This window comes from Marinobacter flavimaris (assembly GCF_045057155.1).
GTDB lineage: Bacteria > Pseudomonadota > Gammaproteobacteria > Pseudomonadales > Oleiphilaceae > Marinobacter > Marinobacter manganoxydans.
The window spans coordinates 2,213,229-2,233,655 of sequence record NZ_CP171359.1 but is presented as its reverse complement, the minus strand read 5'-3'; the positions used below and the strand labels follow the sequence as shown (position 1 = coordinate 2,233,655).

The following is a 20,427-nucleotide window of genomic DNA, read 5'->3' as shown; positions in this document are numbered from 1 at the left end:
TGGCTGGCGGTTACCGGTTGTCCGCCGGCCTGTCAGGAAAACGCCGTAAATACATGTTTTTATCGTTAACGGTACTGGACTTTAAAGTAGCAAACCAGTCGTAAAAAGCGAGAAGATCATGAGTTGACAATCTTTGACAAGTGAATTTGGGCCGTTTTTTGCGAAACCGGTCACGGGAACAGGTTGATCGGGGTCTTGCTTTCCTTGCCAGGCTCTTCTCTCACCAGCTTCGGCACCAGAAAACCGGGCAGGCGCGCCAGCAGCTCACGCACCAGATTTCGGGCCTCATCATCGGATACGTCGAAATGGTGAGCGCCTGTCACCGGATCAAATGCGTGCAGGTAATAGGGCAGGACGCCCGCATCAAACAGGGTCTCGCTCAACTCTTCAAGCACCGCCGTTCGATCATTTACACCCCTGAGGATCACGCTCTGGTTCAGGAGCGTTGCGCCTGCGGCCCGGAGGCATCCGAGCGCACGGCGAGTGGGGCCGTCGATCTCTGCCGGGTGGTTGATGTGCAGGACAATCACTACCTGGAGCGGAGTCGTTGACAGCCACTTCAGTAACTCGTCGCAAACCCTCTGGGGAATCACAACTGGCAAGCGGGTATGCAGGCGCAGCCGGCGAATGTGGGGTATGCCGCTGATAGTGCTTGCCCACTGACTGAGCAGGCGATCATTGACGGCCAGGGGATCGCCGCCGCTGAAGATGACTTCGTTGATTTCCGGGCTGGCGCCAAGGACATCAATTACCCGCTGCCGGTCGTGAGGGCTCAGGCGTTGCTCGTCGTAGGGAAAGTGCCTGCGGAAGCAGTACCGGCAGTTGATCGCGCACTGTCCGGTTACCATGAGCAGGGCCCGGCTGCGGTACTTACGGATAAGCCCGGTGGTGGCAATGGCGCCAGATTCTTCGAGAGGATCGCTGACAAAACCGGGCGCGTGGCCGGCTTCGTCCGCCAGCGGAAGCACCTGTCTGAGCAAGGGGTCGGCCGGATTGCCCTTCTCCATCCGGTTGAGGAAGGGTTCGGGTACCCGGATCTGAAAAAGCCGGTGGCCTTGTTCTGCCCCTGAAAGCCATGGTTCCTCGGGCAGCTCGAGGCGGCGGAGCAGCTCCTTCGGCGACGTAACAGCGCCCGACAGCAGTTGCTGCCAGCTGCGTTGTTCGTGGTCGGAAAGGTGGGCTTCTATACGGGCGGGGGTTCGCTGTATCATAACGCCCTTCGAATTCTAAACAGCATTTTGTCAGGTGGACATTTCATGGCTTCATATTCTACCAACGAATTTCGCGGCGGTCTTAAGGTTTTGCTGGATGGCGACCCCTGCATCATTCTCGAGAATGAGTTCGTCAAACCCGGGAAGGGTCAGGCCTTCAACCGGGTAAGGCTGCGTAACCTCATGACCAACCGGGTCTGGGAGCGCACGTTCAAGTCCGGCGAAAGTCTTGAAGCTGCGGATGTCATTGATCAGGATATGGAGTATCTCTATACCGACGGTGAATTCTGGCACTTCATGCTGACTGACGGTTCCTTCGAGCAGTACCCGGCTGATGCCAAAGCGGTTGGCGATGCGCTGAAGTGGCTGAAAGAGCAGGACGTCTACACGGTAACGCTCTACAACGGCTCGCCGCTGTCCGTAACGCCCCCCAACTTCGTTGAACTTGAGGTGGTTGATACCGATCCGGGCATGAAAGGTGACACCGCCCAGGGTGGTTCGAAGCCGGCAACACTTTCTACCGGTGCGGTTGTCAACGTACCCCTGTTCATCACCATCGGCGAAATCCTGAAGGTTGATACCCGCTCTGGCGAGTACGTGAGCCGGGTAAAGAGCAGTTGATCCGGTCATGACCCGCGAACCTGTCTGGCAGCCCTCTGCCTCGCAGGCTGCCCTGAAAAGCCGCGCACAACAACTGTCGTTTGTGCGCGGCTTTTTTGCGAAGCGAGGAGTGCTGGAAGTCGAAACCCCAGTGCTTGGGCGATGTGGCGTTACTGATGTCAATCTTGACGGCATCCCCGCGCAGGTTTCTGCCGGCACACGCGAAGGCGGATGGCTCCAGACGTCTCCCGAGTACCACATGAAGCGCTTGCTTGCGGCCGGCTGTGGATCCATTTTTCAGATCTCCAGGGTGTTCCGCAATGGCGAACAGGGGCGTCGTCACAACCCCGAATTCTCCATGCTCGAATGGTATCGGACAGGCTTTGATGATGTGACGCTCATGGCTGAGGTGTCGGACCTTGTCTGCGGCTGGCTGGGATGCGAGCGGCCGGAAAAAATTCAGTATCGCGATGCACTCAGGCGATGGGCGCACATTGACCCGTTCGCAGCGACGGACCGTGAACTGATGCGCCGCTGTGAGGAGTGGCTGGAACCAGAGCAATTGGCTGACCTTGGTCGGGATGGCTGCCTCGATCTGCTGATGAGTTTTGCCGTGGAGCCGAATCTGGGACGGGGCAGGCCCGTATTTATAACGGGATATCCGGCCTCGCAGGCTTCACTGGCCAGAGTTTCGAAGTCTAGCGGCTATGAGACCGCGCATCGTTTTGAACTCTATGTTGATGGTCTGGAGCTCTGTAACGGTTACTGGGAATTGACCGATCCAGGAGAACAGAGGCTGCGCTTTGAGGCTGATAACGAGCTGCGCAGGCGATCCGGAAAGCCTGAAATGGGGCTGGATGAGGTTTTTCTCGCTGCGCTTGATCAGGGCTTGCCCGAGTGCTCCGGTGTCGCACTCGGGCTGGACAGGTTGCTGATGCTCAAGCTGGGAGTCCAGGACATCCGTGAGGTCTTGGCGTTTCCGTTCGAGCTGGCTTGAGCCTGCCGAACGTGATCACGCCAGGGCGCCGAATGCCTCGCCCATGCGAACGGTTTTGCCGGCCACCTGATCGCTGTTCCAACTGACGGAGCCTTTTGGCATAACCATAATCACAGTGGAGCCCAGGCGGAACCGGCCCATTTCTTCACCCTTATCGAAGCTGATGGCCTGCTCGCCTTCGTACAGTGTTGATGTGACCTGCCGACTGCCGGGCACAACAACGCCTGCCCAGCGGGTTTCCACGCTGCCGACAATCATGGCGCCAACCAGTACCAGGGCCATGGGGCCGGAAGCGGTGTCGAAGATGCAGACAACCCGCTCATTGCGGGCGAACAGATTCGGGACATTTTCGGCGGTTACCGGGTTGACCGAAAAAAGCTTGCCGGGAACATGGATCATCTGTCGAAGCGTGCCGGCCATCGGCATGTGGATCCGGTGATAGTCCTTGGGCGAGAGGTAGATTGTAGAAAATTCGCCATCGGCGAACGGGGCTGTGGTCGCCTCTTCGCCACCGAGCAGCTCGCTCAGGCTGAACGACTGGCCCTTTGCCTGGAAAATCCGGTCTCCGGTGACCTGGCCGAGCTGGCTGATGGCGCCGTCAACGGGGCTGACCAGGGTTTTTTCGCCGTCCGCCAGGGGGCGGATGCCAGGCTTCAGCTCCCGGGTGAAGAAATCGTTGAACGTGGCGTAAGCTTCAGGGTTAGGCTCGGCGGCTTCGCTCATGTCAACGCCATAGCGGCCGATAAACCATTTTATAACCCGGTTCTTGAGCGCAGGGGAGCGGTCATTGTCCGCCAGGCGGCCGGCGAGGTTGGATACCCCCAGTTGCGGCGTTATGTACTGGCTAAGAACAAAAAGCTTGTCGAACATTAGATGTGATCCTTTGCGCTCAAAGGCGCGAAGTTTACCAAAGACTGCTACCTGTATAGAAATTGTTTCACGGCTTCGCGGTTATGACGCGGCCTTGCTATTATCGTGTCACCTTTTGCGTGACAGCTTCCGGCTCCGGCCGATAACCAATAAAATAAGGCGTGCGTAGATTCTATGTTACTGATCGTCGGTTCGATTATTGTTCTGGCCAGCGTACTGACTGGCTATGTTCTCCACGGCGGCAATCTGATGGTGCTCTGGCAGCCAACCGAAGTGTTAATCATTTTCGGGGCAGCTCTGGGCTCGTTCATCATTGCTAACCCCGTCCATACGCTCAAAGAGGTCTTTGGTAAGGGAGTCCAGTTACTGACAGGCTCACCCTACAAAAAGGCTTTCTACATGGATCTGCTGAGTCTGCTTTACGAGATCTTCGATAAATCCCGTAAACAAGGCGTCATGGCGATCGAGGAGGACATCGATAATCCCGAGGCAAGCCAGATTTTCAGTCGATATCCAGCCGTCATGAAGTCCAAGGAACTGCTCGCGTTCATCACGGACTATCTTCGCATCATCAGCTCCGGAAATATGGCGACCCACGAGCTGGAAGGCATGATGGAGAATGAGATCGACAGTCGTCAGCACGAGCTTGAGGAGCCTGCTCACGCGGTCAACAAAATCGCCGATGCGCTGCCGGGGCTTGGTATTGTAGCTGCGGTGCTGGGTATCGTAATTACCATGAACTTTCTCACTGAAGGCCCGGAAAAGATTGGTCTCAGTGTGGCTGCAGCACTGGTGGGTACCTTTCTGGGTATTTTCATGGGGTATGGTTTTGTGGGTCCTGCGTCTATCGCCATGGAGCACGCTGCGAAGTACGAATTGAAGGCTTACGAGTGCGTCAAATCAGCGATTGTGGCGACGGTTTCCGGGCAAGCACCCCAGATGGCCATTGAGTTTGGCCGCAAGGCGTTGCCCACGGATAAGCGCCCTGGGTTCCAGGAGCTTAATGATCACGTTCGTTCCAAGTAACACCGCCCTCATCTGAACCCGGAGCCGATTCGTGGAAGAACAGCCGATCATCATCAAACGGAAAAAGGTTGTTGCAGGTGGCCATCACGGTGGCTCCTGGAAGGTCGCGTTTGCCGATTTCGCCACCGCCATGATGGCTTTCTTTCTGGTTCTGTGGTTAACCGCTACGGCATCGCCGGAGCAAAAAAAAGCGGTTGAGGGTTACTTCCGGGATCCCGTTGGCTTTACCGAGGGTGGTTCTCCAAACCCTGTGGACCTTGAGGGCAGTGCCTCGGTCGTCAACGAGGCGAGTCCGGATATCGAATCGAGCCAGATCCAGATTGAAGACGAAGTGGTGGATGAGCTCTCTGAAACTCTTGAACAGCGACGTATGCAGGAGTTGTTTCAGGAGCTGAAGGAGCAAATCAAGCAGGATGAGACTTTGCAGGAGTTCAAGGATCAGTTGCTGATCGATATAACCGACGAGGGCCTGCGGATCCAGATCGTCGATCGCTCCGGTCGCCCCATGTTCGACAGCGGCCGGGCCGAGCTGAAGTACTACTCTCAGGATATTCTGTTTGAGCTTGCGAAAACTCTGGGTTCAGTGAACAACAAGCTCAGTATTACCGGGCACACCGACTCCACGCCATTTAGCGGCCGGCCGGGTTACACGAACTGGGAATTATCGGCAGACCGGGCAAATACCGCCCGAAGAGCGCTGGTTGCAGGGGGTGTGCGTCAGCAGCAGATTGCTCGCGTGGTTGGCCTGAGTGATTCCGTACTGTTCGACAACGAAGACCCGAACGCGCCGGTGAATCGCCGCATCTCCATTATCGTTCTGAACAAGAAGACCGTCGATAATATTCAGAGCACTGCCGGCCAGTCAGATGAGCCCCTGATTGATCTGACCCAGCCGACCGAGGCGGAGCGGGAGGCGGCCCGTGAGCGTCTGGAAAGCGGGGAATGGTTGCAGGAACAAGAAGAGCCGGCCCCTGGCGAACTCAACTGGTAAGGCCGCTCGGGTCTGTCAGTCCAGCTTCAGCCCGCGGGCCTGCTGCTCCGTCATATCCTGAAGAATCCGGTGGAAGCTTTTCAGCCGCTCCGGGCTGATTTTCCCTTCCTCCGCAGCTCTGTCGATGGCGCAACCGGGGTCACCCATGTGCCGGCAGTTGCGGAACTTGCAGGTGCCGATCACCTCCCGAATTTCCCGAAAGCCATACTCGATCTCCTGCGCTGTCATATGCCAGAGCCCGAACTCACGGATCCCCGGCGAGTCAATCAGATCGCCTCCTAGCGGCAGGTGGAACAGCTTAGCCGTGGTTGTCGTGTGAATCCCCTTGCCGGTGCTCTCCGACACAGCCCCCACGCGAATGGCCTCATCGGGCATCAGTGTCTGGATAATGGATGACTTGCCCACCCCGGATTGCCCCACAAACACACTGGTCTGATCCTTCACCAGTGCCTCAACCTCTGGCGAAGGTTTATCACCGGACTCAGCCGCAGACGTTCGAACCACCTCATAGCCCAGGGCCTCATACCGGCCCAGAAGCGCGTCGATGTACTCCCGGTTGCTGTCGGTGATCAGATCGGTCTTGTTCAACAGAATCACTGCCGGAATGTCTGTGATCTCGGATGCAACCAGATACCGGTCAATCAGGTTATCGTGAGGTTCCGGCTCCGGCGCAATCACAAGAATAATATGATCAATGTTTGCGGCCACCGGCTTCAGGGCACCAAAATTATCCGGCCGCTGCAGCAGATTGCGGCGCTCACTGCGGGCAACGATAACCCCCGTCTCATTCTTACCCGGCCGCCAGACAACCTTGTCGCCAGTTACCAGGCTATCAATGTTGGCCCGAACAAAGCAGCGAACCACATCGCCTTCCTGGTCGCCTTCAAGCGCTTCGACATCCAGCTGTTGCCCGTAGTGAGCAATAACCAGCCCTTCCTGCTCTGGCCCGAGCTCGCCGGCGTCGGCCTGCTCCTGAACCTTCTTCTCCTTGCGCGCCGCCCGGGCCGCACGCTCCTCCTGGACTTTCTTGATGCGGAATTGCTGCTGTTTGTTCAGTCGCCGTTTTGCCATTTATGTCCCGGATAACCAGATGAAAGTTTCGCCCTTGGTGTGCCATCATACTGCAATCGTAGCTACTCGGCTTGGGCAATGCCGAGACGTTCAAGGTATATCACCTGATTTCGCAGTGGGGCTGGGTCCGGCTTTCCGGAAATGTCGGCGGCCATGGATGGCCGACGCCAAGCGCACATGGATGTGCTCGTAGCGGTTTCCGGAAAGCCGGACCCAGCACCACTACCACCGCACTCAGAAGGCTGGTAACAAAATGGCAGAAAGCAATCGCCTCGTATGGATCGATCTGGAAATGACAGGCCTGGATCCGGAAAAAGAACGGATCATCGAAATGGCCACAATCATCACCGATTCGGAACTCAATATTGTCGCGGAAGGACCGGTTATTGCCGTCCATCAGCCACAATCCTTTCTGGACTCCATGGACGAATGGTGCACCCGTACCCATGGTGAAAGCGGACTCACCAAACGCGTTCAGGAAAGCGATATCTCCGAGTCTCAAGCCGAACAGCAGACCATCGAATTCCTGAAAAAACACGTAGAAAAGGGCCAGTCACCCCTGTGCGGCAATAGCATTGGCCAGGATCGCCGGTTCCTCGTCAAATACATGCCCGAACTGGAAGACTTCTTCCATTACCGGAATCTCGACGTATCCACAGTGAAAGAACTTGCTCGCCGCTGGCGCCCGGATGTCCTCGCCGGCGTAAAAAAGAAAGGTAGCCACCTTGCACTCGACGACATCCGGGACTCCATCAACGAACTGCGTCATTACCGGGAACAGTTCTTCAAGCTATAGGCCATGCCGCTTCAGAGCCCACTGGACGTGCTCGCGGACCACCTCGGAAGGGTGGTCCGCGCGTTTTTTCAGGGCCTCAATTACCGGGATGGTTGACGGCGCATTGCCCAGCCCGACCGCCAGGTTGCGGAGCCAGCCCTCGTAGCCTGTGCGCCGAATCGCAGAGCCCTCGGTGCGTTTGAGGAACTGCTCCTCGGTCCAGAGAAAAAGCTCTGCCAGGGAGCTGTTGTCCAGCCCATGCCTCGGTTGAAAGTCCTTTTCGCTGGTCGGTTTGCTGAACTTCTGCCATGGACACACCAGCTGGCAGTCATCGCAACCGAAAACCCGGTTGCCCATTAGCGGTCGCAGCTCCTCTGGGATACTCCCTTTCAGCTCGATGGTGAGATAGCTGATGCAACGTCGGGCATCAAGCTTGTGCGAGCCAACAAAGGCGTCCGTCGGGCAAAGGTCGAGGCAGGCCGAACAGCTGCCGCAATGATCCGTTTCAAAGGGTTCATCGATGGGCAGGGGGGCGCTGGTGAAGATTTCCCCGAGGAAAAAGAACGAGCCGGCCTTCGGGTGAATCAGCATATTGTTCTTGCCGATCCAGCCGAGGCCTGCTCTCTGCGCCAGTGCGCGTTCCAGCACCGGAGCGCTGTCTACAAAAGCCCGGTAATCGTATCCGCTAACGGCCTCATCAATCTTCGCTGCCAGCTGTGCAAGACGCTTACGGATCAGTTTATGGTAATCCCGACCCAGCGCATAACGCGTGACATAAGCACCCTCCCGGTTAGTAAGCGCTTCTTTCGGACTGTCTGGTGAGGGCAAATAGTCCATTCTCACGGATATAACCCGCGTGGTGCCCGGCGCCAGAGAGGCAGGCGTATAGCGCTTGTCACCGTGGTGGGCCATGTAATCCATCTCGCCCTGGTAACCTGCCGCAAGCCAGTCCTTCAGATGGTCGGCGTGCTCGCCCGTGTCCGCGTTGGTAATGCCCACATCGGCAAACCCGAATTCAGCTGCCCACCGGCGGATGAGCGACGGCAGATCCGCAAGTTCCGGGTGTGTCGTGGTACAGGTTGCTGTGGTGCTCATAGTGACTGCCGATGCTGGAATTCGGTGCTGAACCCGTGTACGGATATTTAATCTGATTAAGTTATGACCTTTTCTACTGTTTTGCTATGCTTTACAGGTATCTGGCCAATTTTCTTAAACCGGTTTCTGTAACGGGAGCAAAGGTTCATGCCGCCGTCCGCTGGGCACAGTCTACCAGACGCACTGTTTTCCGCCGATGCGGTGAGGCAGATCGATCGCTATGTGATTGATCAGCAAGGTGTTGATGGTTTTGAACTGATGCAGTCCGCCGCCCACGCCGCTTTTCGCTGCCTGGTACGGCATTGGCCAAACTGCGGCTCGGTGCTGGTCCTGTGCGGTGCGGGTAACAACGGTGGTGACGGTTACCTGGTCGCGGCAAGTGCGAAAAGGCACGATCTGGACGTCAGCTGTGTCGCGGTTGCGCCAACCGGCAAATTGTCCGGCGACGCCCGTAAAGCCTGGCAAAAGGCCCTGGCGGACGGTGTAGATGTTCTTGACCTCGAGGCTCTCGGCGAGTCATCGCTGGACGATCTGTTTGCCAGCGCGGGCCTGATTGTTGATGCCATGCTCGGTACTGGCGTGTCCGGTGCCCCCCGGGAACCGTTTGCGACTCTGATAAGCCGGTGTAACAGCGCTTTAGCGCCTGTCCTTGCAGTGGATCTGCCCTCCGGGCTTAATGCGACCACGGGAGCGGCCGAGGGGGATGTGGTTAATGCGGCCAGGACAGTGACCTTTATCGGGCTCAAGGCTGGCTTGTTCACGGGGCAAGGTGCAGCAGCGTGCGGCGAGGTGGTTTTCGAATCTCTGGATACCGACGAGGGTATCGCCGGTAGCGGCCAGAAGCCCGTCGCCCGCCGTCGTGACTGGGGTTCTGTGATGCCCTGGCTACCACCCCGGCCTGCCAACGCTCACAAGGGAAGATTCGGGCATGTGCTGGTGGTTGCGGGTGATCGCGGATTCGGTGGGGCCGGTCTGCTGGCGGCAGAGGCTGCGGCGCGATCGGGTGCCGGGCTCGTGTCGTTGGCGACCCGCCCCGAGCATGTGACAGCGGCCCTGGCAAGATGTCCATCCGTCATGGTTCATGGCCTGATCCATGGCTCGGAGTTGCCGACGTTGCTTGATGCTGCCTCGGTTGTCGTGTGTGGCCCGGGTATCGGGCGAAGCGCCTGGGGCCAGCAGATGCTCGAGCAGGTGGTTGCCAGCGGCAAGCCGCGGGTGCTGGATGCGGATGCGCTGAACCTTTTGTCTGGTCGGGTAGCCATCCCAGCGGATAATCACATCCTGACTCCTCATCCGGGCGAGGCGGCCAGGTTGCTGAATTGCCTGGTGCCCGAGGTTGAGGCAGACAGGATGGCCGCCGCCAGAAATCTGCAGGCGCTGTATGGCGGCACGGTGCTTTTGAAAGGCGCCGGCACCGTTGTCGCGTCTGAGGACGGTGGCCTGGATATCATCAGTGGCAGCAATCCCGGAATGGCGACTGGCGGAATGGGAGATGTGCTCTCAGGTATTGTTGCGGCTGTTCTGGCTCAGATTGGCGACGGACAGAAAGCGGCCGTGCTGGGTGCATCCGTGCACCTTGCTGCGGCTGACCGTGCTGCGAGAACCACGGGGTTTATCGGGCTGATACCGACCGATGTTATCGATGCGCTGCCGTTGGTGTTTCGGGAATCTGAAAGGAGTCCGGGGCTGAATCGTTATGAGCATAATGGGTAACGAGCGTCGGGTTTTTCTGGAGAACGAGGCCGAAACCGAGCATCTCGGTCGGGAGCTGGCCAGAACCGTCGTGGAATCTGGCCATGGCCTGGTTGTTTATCTGGATGGTGAGCTTGGCATGGGTAAAACCACCATCAGTCGGGGCGTCATGCGCGGATTGGGTCATGAGGGGGCCGTAAAGAGCCCGACCTATACCCTGGTAGAGCCCTACGAGACTCTGAATCCACCGACATACCATTTTGATCTTTATCGCCTGGGCGACGCCGAAGAACTGGAATACATGGGCATCCGCGATTATTTTTCCGCCGAAAACCTGTGCCTGATCGAGTGGCCCGAGAGAGGCAAGGGCATATTGCCCGAGCCGGACCTGGAGGTTCATCTCGAAACCCGGGGAGAGGGGCGCTCTGTAGTCCTCAGGGCCCGCTCAGAGCTGGGCGCCGGGGTGCTGAACGAACTGGAGTTGATTGGTCCGGCGTCATAGTGAGCCCGGAACCGGGAATAAACTGGCAGGTAAGCTTTATGAATTGTGCAAAGCTGAGTAAACAACTGGTCTGGCCGATTGCGCTATTGCTTATGACATTGGCGTTTCACGGTTCGGCGGCGACACAGGTTGAGAGTGCCCGTATCTGGCCCGCGCCCGATCATACCCGGCTGGTTCTGGACACTGGCGGGCAGGTGGAGCACAACATTTTCTCCCTGAGCGGCCCGGCGCGGCTGGTGATCGATCTCAAGAATGCCAACCTGAAGACCGATTTTTCCGGTCTGGACCTTTCCGGCAGTCCGATCAAGCGAATCCGCAGCGCCCCCAGAAACGGCACCGATTTGCGCGTCGTTCTGGATCTCAAGGCTGACATCAAACCGCGGAGTTTTCAGCTCGAGCCGAATCAGCAGTACGGCCACAGACTGGTGGTCGACCTGATTGATGAAAGCGGTAGCCGGCTGGAAAAGGCGACAACGCCCACCGTGACCCAGGATTCATCCGGAAAGCGGGACGTTATTGTGGTCATTGATGCCGGGCACGGCGGGGAAGATCCGGGTGCTATTGGTACGCGGGGAACCCGTGAAAAGGATGTGGTTCTGAAAATGGCGAAAACCCTGGCCAACCTCATCAATGATCGGCCGGGTTATACCGCCAAGCTGACCAGAACCGGGGACTACTACATTGGCCTTCGCAATCGCACGATTCTGGCCAGGAAATACAACGCTGACCTGTTCGTCTCGGTCCATGCCGACGCCTTCCGTACACCACAACCCAAAGGTGCCTCGGTCTTCGCCCTTTCCCAACGCGGCGCCACCAGTGAAACCGCCCGTTGGCTGGCCAATAGTGAGAACCGGTCGGATCTGATCGGTGGTGCCGGCGGGCTGTCCCTCGATGGCCGTGACGACATGCTTGCCGGTGTTCTGCTGGACCTCTCCATGACGGCCAGTATCAACGCCAGTCTGGGGGTTGGCAGTTCGGTCCTGGGCAAATTGGGCGGCGTGGCGAAGTTGCACAAGCCTGGCGTTGAGCAGGCCGCTTTTGCGGTTCTGAAATCACCGGATATTCCCTCCATCCTCGTGGAAGCAGGCTTCGTATCGAATCCCCAGGAAGAGAAAAACCTGGCCACTGAGTGGTATCGCAACAAGCTGGCCGGCGCCATCATGAAAGGCATAGATGACTACTTCCAGAAAACGCCCCCGCCTGGAACCCTGCTGGCGTGGCAAAAACAGAATCGCCAGGGTGGAAACAGCATCAGCCACTATCGGATACAGCGTGGAGACACGCTATCCGGCGTGGCCCGGAAAAATCAGACGACCGTCAGTGAGCTGATGCAGTTTAACGACCTTCGGGACGACCGTGTTATGGTAGGGCAAACCATTCGTATTCCCGCGTCCTGATCAAGAGGTTTTTCTGTAACATGCCCCCCATTCGATTGCTGTCACCGCGGCTCGCGAACCAGATTGCCGCGGGTGAGGTGGTTGAGCGCCCCGCGTCTGTCGTCAAAGAACTGGTTGAAAATGCCCTGGATGCCGGCGCCAACCGCGTCGATGTTGAGGTGGAGCAGGGCGGCGTCAAGCTGATTCGAGTTCGGGATGACGGCAGTGGTATTGAGGAAGACGATCTTCCCCTGGCGCTAAGCCGCCATGCGACCAGCAAGATTGCCAGTCTGGACGATCTGGAAGCCGTGGCGTCCCTGGGTTTCCGGGGAGAAGCGCTTGCCAGTATCAGCTCTGTCTCTCGTCTTACCCTGACCTCAAGGACCGAGTCGCAGGAAGCGGCCTCTCGGGTCGAGGTCGAGGGCCGGGAAATGGACGCGAGAATTTCGCCTGCAGCGCATCCGGTCGGAACGACCGTTGAAGTGCGCGACCTGTTTTTTAACACCCCGGCTCGCCGCAAATTCCTGCGTACTGAAAAGACAGAATTCAATCACGTCGAAGAATGTGTGCGGCGCCAGGCGCTGAGCCGTTTCGATGCTGGCTTCACGTTGCGCCATAACCAGCGTGTCGTTCAAAGCCTCAGGCCAGCGGAATCGGCCCTCGATCGCGAGCGTCGGATTGGATCCCTGTGCGGCCAGCAGTTTATCGATAACGCGGTGGTTATTGATGCGGAGGCCACCGGGCTGCGCCTCTGGGGTTGGGTCGCTCTTCCCACATTTTCGCGCAGCCAGGCCGATCTTCAGTATTTTTTCGTCAACGGCCGCGTTATTCGTGACCGCCTGGTAGCTCATGCCGTGCGCCAGGCCTATCGGGATGTACTCTACAATAACCGGCACCCGGCGTTTGTATTGTATCTGGAAGTCGACCCCGCCACCGTCGATGTAAACGTCCACCCGACCAAGCACGAGGTCCGGTTCCGGGATGGTCGGCTGGTTCACGATTTCATCTTCAGAACCCTGCACAAGGCGCTGGCCGATGTCCGGCCGGACGATCATTTCCGCGGCGCGGTGGCGCAGTCCTTTGGTCGCGAAGCAGTCACCCAGGGTCAGGAAGCCGTTCCGTCCACCGGTGCCTCTGCAGAGGCGGGCTGGAACGGCCAGCCATCGGTATCCAGCTATGGTTACCCCGGCAGCTCAGGCGCCGGCTTTGGCGGACAGTCGCAGCCCCAACAGGAGTGGCGCGCCAGCGATCAGATGGCGTTTTATCAGTCCCTGAATGCCGGTGGCGGAAGCGACGGACAGCAGGCTATGCCCGTAAGCGATCGCGCCGCCACACCAATGCCAACACCGCCTGCAGACAGTGACCAGGAGCCGCCGCTCGGATATGCCATCGCCCAGCTGCACGGGATCTATATTCTTGCCCAGGGTCGTGCGGGGCTCATTGTTGTGGACATGCACGCGGCCCACGAGCGCATTACCTATGAGCGAATGAAGCGGGCGCTTGCCGAGCAGGACCTTAAAAGCCAGCCGTTGCTGGTGCCGCTGTCGCTGGCGGTCAGCCAGAAAGAAGCCGCCCTGACCGAGAGTCACGGTGAAGAACTGCAGAAGCTTGGTCTCCAGATTGAGCGGATTGGTCCGGAAACCCTCGCTGTGCGGCAGGTGCCCGCGCTTCTGCGGGGTGCTGACACAGAACAGCTGGTGCGTGACGTTCTGGCGGATCTCATTGAGCACGGTCAGAGTGATCGTGTCGAGGCGGTGACGCATGAGCTGCTCGGCACCATGGCATGCCATGGTTCAGTGCGTGCCAACCGGCAGTTGACCATTCCGGAGATGAATTCGCTGCTCAGGGACATGGAGGCGACCGAGCGCAGTGGCCAGTGCAACCATGGCCGGCCGACATGGACCCTGGTGACCATGTCTGAGCTGGACAAGCTGTTTCTCCGGGGGCGCTGAGGTGTCACTGCCTCCTGCCATCTTTCTGATGGGGCCCACGGCTTCCGGAAAGACAGACCTGGCCATGGCGCTCTGCGACCACCTGCCTTGCGACATCATCAGCGTAGATTCCGCAATGATCTATCGGGGTATGGATATCGGAACGGCCAAACCCACGGCCGCAGAGCTCGCGCGGGCGCCCCACAGGCTGATTGATATCTGCGATCCGGCGGAAACATACTCCGCTGCGGATTTCCGTCGGGACGCGCTGACCGCCATGGCCGAAATAACGGCCGCAGGCAGGATCCCGCTTCTAGTCGGCGGCACCATGATGTATTTCAAAGCGTTGCTGCATGGAATGTCCGGTCTGCCATCGGCCAGCCCCGACGTACGACGGGCGCTGGAGCAGGAGGCAGAGGAGCGGGGTTGGGAGGCTTTGCATGAAGAGCTGCGGGCCAGTGATCCGGTGGCAGCCGAGCGGATCCATCCGAACAACCGGCAGCGTCTGATGCGGGCCCTGGAGGTATTGCGCCTTACCGGCAAGCCGATTTCGGAGTTCTGGCGAGCCGATCAGGGTGGCTGTGAGCAAACGACGGCAGTGGCGCAGGTCGGCGACATTGAGGATTACACCTATTTCACTCGCTGGCAGGCAGACGAAACATCTTTGCTTCCGTATACTGTTGTTCAGCTTGCCATGATGCCGCCGGAGCGGCGCGTGCTTCATGAGCGAATTCGCCTGCGTTTCCTGAAAATGCTGGATGCAGGCTTTCTTGACGAAGTGCGGGCACTGATGCTCAGGGAAGACTTGCACCCTGATCTCCCTTCCATGCGTTGTGTCGGATATCGTCAGGCCTGGAGTTATTTGTCCGGAGAAGACGATTACGAGACATTTGTTGGCAAGGGAGTGGCAGCAACACGCCAGCTTGCCAAGAGGCAGTTGACCTGGTTGCGCAAGTGGTCCGATGTGGAGTGGCTGGATAGCGACGACAAACTTATCGCTGAGGCAGCCTTGAAAAAATTCCGACTTCGCACCACATTTAAATTTTACAAATGACGATCTGCACTTACTAAAAACAGGAGAAAACACATGTCAAAAGGGCATTCGTTACAAGACCCTTACCTTAATGCACTGCGCAAGGAACGCATTCCGGTTTCCATCTTTCTGGTCAACGGTATCAAGCTACAGGGCCAGATCGAATCTTTCGACCAGTTCGTGATTTTGCTGAAAAATACTGTTAGCCAGATGGTCTACAAGCACGCTATTTCCACTGTGGTTCCTGCCCGAAATGTCCGCATTCCGCAGCAGGCTCCGGGAGGAGAGGGCGAGTCTGAAGACTGATCCATCCGTTTCCCGATCTTGCCACCCGCGTTCCAGAGGATCCCGACAAGGGGTCTTGTGGCTGCGGGTGTTTGTTTTTATGACCCTCATCATGTGTTTACCCCGGAGTTGATGCCAATTGTTTGAACGTCCTGATGTCGGTGAGCGCGCGGTCCTCGTCCACATCGATTTTACTGCCCACGATGGTACCGAAGACCCCGGTGAGTTCCGGGAGCTGGTCACCTCTGCCGGTGTTGAGCCTGTCTCAACCGTTACCGGGTCCCGCAAGCAGCCCAGTCCCAGATTTTTCGTCGGTGAGGGCAAGCTGGAAGAAGTTCGTGACGCGGTGGCGGCCAATGAGGCTGATGTTGTCTTGTTCAATCATGCCCTGAGTCCTCGCCAGGAACGCAACATTGAGCATGAGCTCAAGTGCCGTGTGCTGGACCGAACCGGTGTGATTCTCGATATCTTTGCCCAGCGGGCGCGGACTCACGAGGGCAAGCTCCAGGTAGAACTCGCCCAGCTTGAACATATGTCCACGCGTCTGGTTCGGGGCTGGACCCACCTTGAGCGTCAAAAAGGGGGTATTGGTCTTCGCGGCCCCGGTGAGACCCAGCTGGAAACCGACCGCCGACTCTTGCGGGAGCGGATCAAGTCCATCCACAAACGTTTGGAAAAGGTGCGCCGCCAGCGGAACCAGGGGCGAAGAGCCCGTGAGCGGGCTGACATTCCCACGGTGTCTCTGGTCGGTTACACCAACGCTGGAAAATCCACGCTATTCAACCGGATTACCACTTCGTCCGTATATGCTGCAGACCAGCTGTTTGCCACGCTTGATCCGACGTTGCGGCGGCTGGAACTTCCGGATATCGGGCCGGTCGTAATGGCGGACACCGTAGGCTTCATAAGGCATCTGCCGCACAAGCTGGTTGAGGCGTTCCGGGCGACGCTTGAAGAAACCACGCAGGCGACTTTGCTGTTACATATCATCGACTGCCACGATCCGCGCCGCGACGAGAATATTGAGCAGGTTGAAGAGGTTCTGGCGGAGATTGGTGCAGACGAGATTCCCATGCTGCAGGTGTTCAACAAGATTGATCTGCTGGAAAACTTCACACCGCGTGTCGAGCGAAATGAAGAGGGGATTCCAGTCCGGGCCTGGGTGTCAGCAGTAACCGGTGAGGGCCTGGACGGTCTGTTCGATGCGATCGTTGAGCGGGTAGCAGAAGATGTGGTCCATCACTTCGTCCTGCTTGGTCCTGCGGATGGCAAGTTGCGCGCACTGCTGCATGAAGCGGGTTCGGTGCTGAGTGAGGAGTACCGTGATTCCGGCGACACCGTTGTTGAGGTGCGATTGCAGAATCGGGACTGGCAACAACTGCTCAGCCGGGCCGGCGTCAACGAAAAGTCAATCCGACTGGACGGTGGACACGCATGAAACCGCCCCGGCTATTGCCGGGGCGGAGATAAATCCCTAGTATTTGCAGCCATTCTATCTATAAGTCAGTAACGGAGAGCACTATGGCCTGGAACGAACCGGGTGGAAACCGTAACGACAATGACCCCTGGGGTACCGGTGGTGGTCGACGCGGCAATGATCAGGGGCCGCCAGACCTCGATGAGGCGCTGAAAAAAGGTCTCGACAAGCTCAACAAAATGCTGGGCGGCAAGGGTGGCAAGTCCGGCGGAAGTGGTGGCAGCGGCGGCGGAAGTGCCGGCGGCTTCGGGGCCATCCTCGCGCTTGCAGGCATCCTGGTAGTCGGCTACGTGATTTTCCAGTCGTTTTACACCGTGGACGAACAGGAACGGGCGGTTGTGCTTCGTTTCGGTGAGTACCATCAGACCGCTAACCCTGGTCTGAGGTTCAAGGTTCCATTGATCGACAGTGTAACCAAGGTGCGTGTCACCAGTGTTCGAACTGCCGAGTCCAGTGGCCAGATGCTCACTCAGGACGAAAACCTGGTAACTGTGGATCTGCAGGTGCAGTATCGCGTAGGCGACGCAGAAGCCTATGTCCTGAACGTTCGTGATTCCAACCAGGCGCTGGCATTCGCGACTGATAGTGCCATCCGTCATGAGGTGGGCAGTTCCACCCTGGATGACGTGCTGACCGAAGGCCGTGCCGAATTGGCTGTTCGAGTAGAGCAAAGGCTTCAGACCTTTCTGAGAGAATATGGCACCGGTCTGGAGCTGGTGCGGGTGAACGTTGAAAGTACCCAGCCCCCCGCCCCGGTTCAGGATGCGTTCCGTGAAGTTCAGCGCGCCCGGGAAGACGAGCAGCGGGTCAAGGAAGAAGCTGAAACCTATCGCAACCGAGTCGTACCTGAGGCCCGTGGGGAGGCTCAGCGCATGATCGAAGAGGCTAATGCCTACAAGGAAGAAGTGATCGAGCGGGCTCGTGGTGAAACCGCCCGTTTCCTCGAGCTCCTGGCTGTGTATGAGATGGCTCCGACCGTGACTCGTGAACGTCTGTATCTGCAAACCGTTGAAGAAGTGTTGGCCAATAGCAGCAAGATCCTGGTCGACACAGAGAGCAGCGGCAACATGATGTACCTGCCGCTTGATCGTCTGACTCAAGGTTCTCTGCCACGCACCGGTGGATCTTCTTCCGGTAGCAATCAAGGCAATGTGGATATCCAGACCCTGACTGATCAGGTTCTGCAGGAACTGCGAAGCAGGCAGGATACTACCGTTCGGAGGAGCAGATAATTATGGGACCTAAAGGTGTAGTGGGCCTTGCAGGCGCCCTTATTGTTGTCCTGCTGGTCTTGTCCAGTGTGTACATTATTCCGGAAACCCACCGGGGCGTTCTGCTCAGGTTCGGTGAGCTGGTAGAGACTGACATTCAGGCAGGTATCCATTTCAAGGTTCCTGTCATCGATCAGGTTCGTGAATTCGATATCCGGGTTTTGACCATGGATCTGCCCTCCCGGCAGTACCTGACCGTGGAAAAGAAGCCGTTGGATGTGGATTCCTACATCGCCTGGAAGATCCGGGATGTGGACCAGTTCTACCGGGCGACCGGCGGTGACGAGTTCCGTGCGCAGTCTCTGCTCGCCTCTCGAGTGGACAATGGACTTCGAGATGAGTTTGGTATCCGGACCATGGTTGAAGTAGTGTCTGGCCAACGGGATGAGCTGATGCACACCCTGAGGGATCGTGTAAACCAGACCGCGCAGAGCGAATTTGGCATCGAAGTCCTGGACATCCGGGTCAAGGCAATCGAATTCCCGGGACAGGTGAGCGAAAACGTCTATCGTCGGATGGCGACCGAACGCGAAAAGCTGGCCCAGGAATTCCGTTCCCGGGGTCGCGAGCTGGCCGAGGGTATTCGGGCCGACGCGGATCGTCAGAGAACCGTTATTCTGGCGGAGGCCTTTGCCCAGTCGGAAGAAACCCGTGGTGAAGGCGACGGTGAGGCGGCCAGGATTTACGCCGATGCCTATGGCTCGAACGCGGACTTCTACAGCTTCTACCGGAGTCTTCAGGCCTATCGCAATACCTTCATGAGCAAGGATGACATCATGGTGATCGACTCCAACAGCGCGTTCATGAAGTTCCTGAACGACCCCCAGGGCACCCAGTAAACCGGAGCCTGACAGCAAAAACCGGAATACCTCCGTATTCCGGTTTTTTTGTGCCCGCCAACCGTGTAAAATTCTGCCGGTTTTGTGTCGGGCTTTTTAACGAGTGCCGCCTTAAATCCTGTGTGATCCCCCGCCGACTGCGCCGGAGCGGATATAACGGACAACGGAATCTCATGACAGTATCTGATCGCTGGTTACTGCCAGACGGGGTAGAGGATATTTTGCCCCCGCTGGCCGGACGGATCGAATCCCTGCGCCGGGATGTAATGGATACCTGCCAGCGCTGGGGTTATCAGCTGGTAATCCCACCGCTCATTGAATATCTCGAATCCCTCTTTACCGGAACCGGAAACGACCTGGAGCTTCAGACGTTCAAGCTCACCGACCAGTTGACCGGGCGCATGATGGGTGTTCGCGCTGATATGACGCCCCAGGCAGCGCGGATTGATGCCCACACCCTCGGCCAGGAAGGGATCACCCGTCTGTGCTATGCCGGGCACGTACTCCATACCCGTCCCCGGCATATGCTGACAGGTCGTACTCCTATCCAGGCCGGTTGCGAGCTATTCGGCAGTGCCTCGGAAGCTGCGGACATGGAAGTGATCAGCCTGATGCTGGAGACTCTCCGGGTGGCGGGTTTGCCGCGAATTCACCTTGATCTGGCCCACGTGGCCATTTATGAGAGTTTGATCGGCGAAGCGGATTTTGACAGGGATACCGAGCGCGCCATTTTCGATGCCATGGCCCGCAAATCGGTCCCCGAGCTTGACGAACTGCTGGGGCAGTGTGCTGCAGGTTCAGCCGGGGCCCGCCTGCGCGAGCTTGCGCGCGTCAGTGGCGGCCCGGAGGCCTTGAATGAAGCCCGCCGGATCCTGCAGGGCGCCTCCGACAGCCTGGATGCCGCACTTGACCAGCTCGGGCGGGTGTCCGATATGTTGAGTCGGGATTATCCGGAGATCAGCTTCGGATTCGATTTCTGCGAGCTGCGTGGCTACAACTACCACACAGGGCTGGTGTTTGCGGCCTATGTGCCTGGCCATGGTGATTCCGTTGCCAAAGGCGGTCGCTACGATGCCATTGGCAGCGATTTTGGTCGGGCCCGCCCGGCAACCGGGTTCAGTCTCGATATACGGGCTCTCGTCGCCCTCGGAGAGCGGGTGGCACGAAAGGCGGGTGCTGTCTGGGCGCCGGCGGACGATGACCCCGCTCTTGAAGGCGTGATTTCCGGTCTGAGAATGACAGAGACCGTTGTCCGGGCTCTGCCCGAAGACGAGGGTGTTAATCCGACGACCAAAGGCTGTGATCGGGAGCTGGTGAAACAGAACGGCCAGTGGGTCGTGCAGAAGCTGGGCTGATGGCCCCGGGGCCTCGGTGAATTCATTTAC

At 58.1% G+C, this 20,427-nt stretch carries 19 protein-coding genes; 15 read left to right on the top strand and 4 right to left on the bottom strand.

Translation table 11 applies throughout. The annotated features are described in order from the left end of the window. Positions 1 to 170: 170 nt before the first annotated feature. Complete coding sequence (epmB, locus tag ACGK9W_RS10450) at positions 171 to 1,211, bottom strand: EF-P beta-lysylation protein EpmB (RefSeq protein WP_405420888.1); 1,041 nt, start codon at positions 1,209 to 1,211, stop codon at positions 171 to 173. Between the two features lie 45 nt (positions 1,212 to 1,256). Here epmB and efp point away from each other — a divergent pair, with 45 nt between their 5' ends. After that, on the top strand, positions 1,257 to 1,832 hold the full coding sequence (efp, locus tag ACGK9W_RS10445; protein ID WP_092031022.1) for an elongation factor P: 576 nt from the start codon (positions 1,257 to 1,259) through the stop codon (positions 1,830 to 1,832). A 7-nt stretch (positions 1,833 to 1,839) separates the two neighbouring features. Then, positions 1,840 to 2,808, top strand: coding sequence for an EF-P lysine aminoacylase EpmA (gene epmA, locus ACGK9W_RS10440; protein WP_405420885.1), 969 nt, complete (start codon positions 1,840 to 1,842; stop codon positions 2,806 to 2,808). A gap of 15 nt (positions 2,809 to 2,823) precedes the next feature. Here epmA and asd read toward each other — a convergent pair whose 3' ends face one another. Then, positions 2,824 to 3,678, bottom strand: coding sequence for an archaetidylserine decarboxylase (gene asd, locus ACGK9W_RS10435; RefSeq protein ID WP_405420882.1), 855 nt, complete (start codon positions 3,676 to 3,678; stop codon positions 2,824 to 2,826). Positions 3,679 to 3,852: 174 nt separating this feature from the next. Here asd and motA point away from each other — a divergent pair, with 174 nt between their 5' ends. Both motA and motB read left to right on the top strand, forming a co-directional pair. Further along, the gene (gene motA / locus ACGK9W_RS10430) at positions 3,853 to 4,704 is read left to right on the top strand and encodes a flagellar motor stator protein MotA (protein WP_008174118.1); all 852 of its coding nucleotides are present in this window, start codon (positions 3,853 to 3,855) and stop codon (positions 4,702 to 4,704) included. A gap of 31 nt (positions 4,705 to 4,735) precedes the next feature. Next, positions 4,736 to 5,695, top strand: coding sequence for a flagellar motor protein MotB (motB, locus tag ACGK9W_RS10425; RefSeq protein ID WP_273044735.1), 960 nt, complete (start codon positions 4,736 to 4,738; stop codon positions 5,693 to 5,695). A 15-nt stretch (positions 5,696 to 5,710) separates the two neighbouring features. Here the strand turns inward: motB and rsgA are convergent, their stop codons facing one another. After that, the gene (gene rsgA / locus ACGK9W_RS10420) at positions 5,711 to 6,766 is read right to left on the bottom strand and encodes a small ribosomal subunit biogenesis GTPase RsgA (RefSeq protein ID WP_014577800.1); all 1,056 of its coding nucleotides are present in this window, start codon (positions 6,764 to 6,766) and stop codon (positions 5,711 to 5,713) included. Positions 6,767 to 7,019: 253 nt separating this feature from the next. Here rsgA and orn point away from each other — a divergent pair, with 253 nt between their 5' ends. Continuing rightward, the gene (gene orn / locus ACGK9W_RS10415) at positions 7,020 to 7,562 is read left to right on the top strand and encodes an oligoribonuclease (RefSeq protein ID WP_008174128.1); all 543 of its coding nucleotides are present in this window, start codon (positions 7,020 to 7,022) and stop codon (positions 7,560 to 7,562) included. Here orn and queG read toward each other — a convergent pair. Further along, positions 7,557 to 8,636, bottom strand: a complete 1,080-nt coding sequence (gene queG, locus ACGK9W_RS10410; protein WP_288365186.1) for a tRNA epoxyqueuosine(34) reductase QueG — start codon at positions 8,634 to 8,636, stop codon at positions 7,557 to 7,559. The two genes, orn and queG, sit on opposite strands and share 6 nt — an antisense overlap. Positions 8,637 to 8,783: 147 nt before the next feature. On the opposite strand from queG, the gene ACGK9W_RS10405 reads away from it, so the two are divergent. The 10 genes from ACGK9W_RS10405 (at position 8,784) to ACGK9W_RS10360 (ending at position 20,397) form a co-directional block, all read left to right on the top strand. Next, positions 8,784 to 10,349 (top strand): NAD(P)H-hydrate dehydratase, encoded by a 1,566-nt coding sequence (locus tag ACGK9W_RS10405; RefSeq protein WP_405420876.1) that lies wholly within the window; start codon positions 8,784 to 8,786, stop codon positions 10,347 to 10,349. Beyond that, positions 10,333 to 10,830, top strand: a complete 498-nt coding sequence (gene tsaE / locus ACGK9W_RS10400) for a tRNA (adenosine(37)-N6)-threonylcarbamoyltransferase complex ATPase subunit type 1 TsaE (RefSeq protein ID WP_041645383.1) — start codon at positions 10,333 to 10,335, stop codon at positions 10,828 to 10,830. Before ACGK9W_RS10405 ends, tsaE begins: the two co-directional genes overlap by 17 nt. A 92-nt stretch (positions 10,831 to 10,922) precedes the next feature. Then, complete coding sequence (locus ACGK9W_RS10395; RefSeq protein WP_405421045.1) at positions 10,923 to 12,227, top strand: N-acetylmuramoyl-L-alanine amidase; 1,305 nt, start codon at positions 10,923 to 10,925, stop codon at positions 12,225 to 12,227. A gap of 20 nt (positions 12,228 to 12,247) precedes the next feature. Then, positions 12,248 to 14,158 (top strand): DNA mismatch repair endonuclease MutL, encoded by a 1,911-nt coding sequence (gene mutL / locus ACGK9W_RS10390; RefSeq protein ID WP_008170053.1) that lies wholly within the window; start codon positions 12,248 to 12,250, stop codon positions 14,156 to 14,158. A 28-nt stretch (positions 14,159 to 14,186) separates the two neighbouring features. Beyond that, positions 14,187 to 15,191 (top strand): tRNA (adenosine(37)-N6)-dimethylallyltransferase MiaA, encoded by a 1,005-nt coding sequence (miaA, locus tag ACGK9W_RS10385; protein ID WP_405421043.1) that lies wholly within the window; start codon positions 14,187 to 14,189, stop codon positions 15,189 to 15,191. 33 nt (positions 15,192 to 15,224) lie between these two features. After that, positions 15,225 to 15,476 carry an RNA chaperone Hfq gene (gene hfq, locus ACGK9W_RS10380; RefSeq protein ID WP_008170056.1) on the top strand — a complete coding sequence of 84 codons (252 nt, stop codon included), beginning with the start codon at positions 15,225 to 15,227 and terminating at the stop codon, positions 15,474 to 15,476. A gap of 118 nt (positions 15,477 to 15,594) precedes the next feature. Beyond that, on the top strand, positions 15,595 to 16,893 hold the full coding sequence (gene hflX, locus ACGK9W_RS10375; RefSeq protein WP_405420872.1) for a ribosome rescue GTPase HflX: 1,299 nt from the start codon (positions 15,595 to 15,597) through the stop codon (positions 16,891 to 16,893). An 83-nt stretch (positions 16,894 to 16,976) separates the two neighbouring features. After that, the gene (hflK, locus tag ACGK9W_RS10370; protein ID WP_069183028.1) at positions 16,977 to 18,164 is read left to right on the top strand and encodes an FtsH protease activity modulator HflK; all 1,188 of its coding nucleotides are present in this window, start codon (positions 16,977 to 16,979) and stop codon (positions 18,162 to 18,164) included. A 2-nt stretch (positions 18,165 to 18,166) separates the two neighbouring features. Beyond that, complete coding sequence (hflC, locus tag ACGK9W_RS10365; protein WP_069183029.1) at positions 18,167 to 19,042, top strand: protease modulator HflC; 876 nt, start codon at positions 18,167 to 18,169, stop codon at positions 19,040 to 19,042. 173 nt (positions 19,043 to 19,215) lie between these two features. Continuing rightward, positions 19,216 to 20,397 (top strand): ATP phosphoribosyltransferase regulatory subunit, encoded by a 1,182-nt coding sequence (locus tag ACGK9W_RS10360; RefSeq protein ID WP_153637131.1) that lies wholly within the window; start codon positions 19,216 to 19,218, stop codon positions 20,395 to 20,397. The last annotated feature ends 30 nt before the right edge of the window (positions 20,398 to 20,427 follow it).

Bases quoted from the DNA above. Each gene is read 5' to 3' on its own strand.
- epmB (WP_405420888.1), bottom strand. From the start codon at position 1,211: ATGATACAGCGAACCCCCGCCCGTATAGAAGCCCACCTTTCCGACCAC.
- efp (WP_092031022.1), top strand. From the start codon at position 1,257: ATGGCTTCATATTCTACCAACGAATTTCGCGGCGGTCTTAAGGTTTTG.
- epmA (WP_405420885.1), top strand. From the start codon at position 1,840: ATGACCCGCGAACCTGTCTGGCAGCCCTCTGCCTCGCAGGCTGCCCTG.
- asd (WP_405420882.1), bottom strand. From the start codon at position 3,678: ATGTTCGACAAGCTTTTTGTTCTTAGCCAGTACATAACGCCGCAACTG.
- motA (WP_008174118.1), top strand. From the start codon at position 3,853: ATGTTACTGATCGTCGGTTCGATTATTGTTCTGGCCAGCGTACTGACT.
- rsgA (WP_014577800.1), bottom strand. From the start codon at position 6,766: ATGGCAAAACGGCGACTGAACAAACAGCAGCAATTCCGCATCAAGAAA.
- orn (WP_008174128.1), top strand. From the start codon at position 7,020: ATGGCAGAAAGCAATCGCCTCGTATGGATCGATCTGGAAATGACAGGC.
- queG (WP_288365186.1), bottom strand. From the start codon at position 8,636: ATGAGCACCACAGCAACCTGTACCACGACACACCCGGAACTTGCGGAT.
- ACGK9W_RS10405 (WP_405420876.1), top strand. From the start codon at position 8,784: ATGCCGCCGTCCGCTGGGCACAGTCTACCAGACGCACTGTTTTCCGCC.
- tsaE (WP_041645383.1), top strand. From the start codon at position 10,333: ATGAGCATAATGGGTAACGAGCGTCGGGTTTTTCTGGAGAACGAGGCC.
- ACGK9W_RS10395 (WP_405421045.1), top strand. From the start codon at position 10,923: ATGACATTGGCGTTTCACGGTTCGGCGGCGACACAGGTTGAGAGTGCC.
- mutL (WP_008170053.1), top strand. From the start codon at position 12,248: ATGCCCCCCATTCGATTGCTGTCACCGCGGCTCGCGAACCAGATTGCC.
- miaA (WP_405421043.1), top strand. From the start codon at position 14,187: ATGGGGCCCACGGCTTCCGGAAAGACAGACCTGGCCATGGCGCTCTGC.
- hfq (WP_008170056.1), top strand. From the start codon at position 15,225: ATGTCAAAAGGGCATTCGTTACAAGACCCTTACCTTAATGCACTGCGC.
- hflK (WP_069183028.1), top strand. From the start codon at position 16,977: ATGGCCTGGAACGAACCGGGTGGAAACCGTAACGACAATGACCCCTGG.
- hflC (WP_069183029.1), top strand. From the start codon at position 18,167: ATGGGACCTAAAGGTGTAGTGGGCCTTGCAGGCGCCCTTATTGTTGTC.
- ACGK9W_RS10360 (WP_153637131.1), top strand. From the start codon at position 19,216: ATGACAGTATCTGATCGCTGGTTACTGCCAGACGGGGTAGAGGATATT.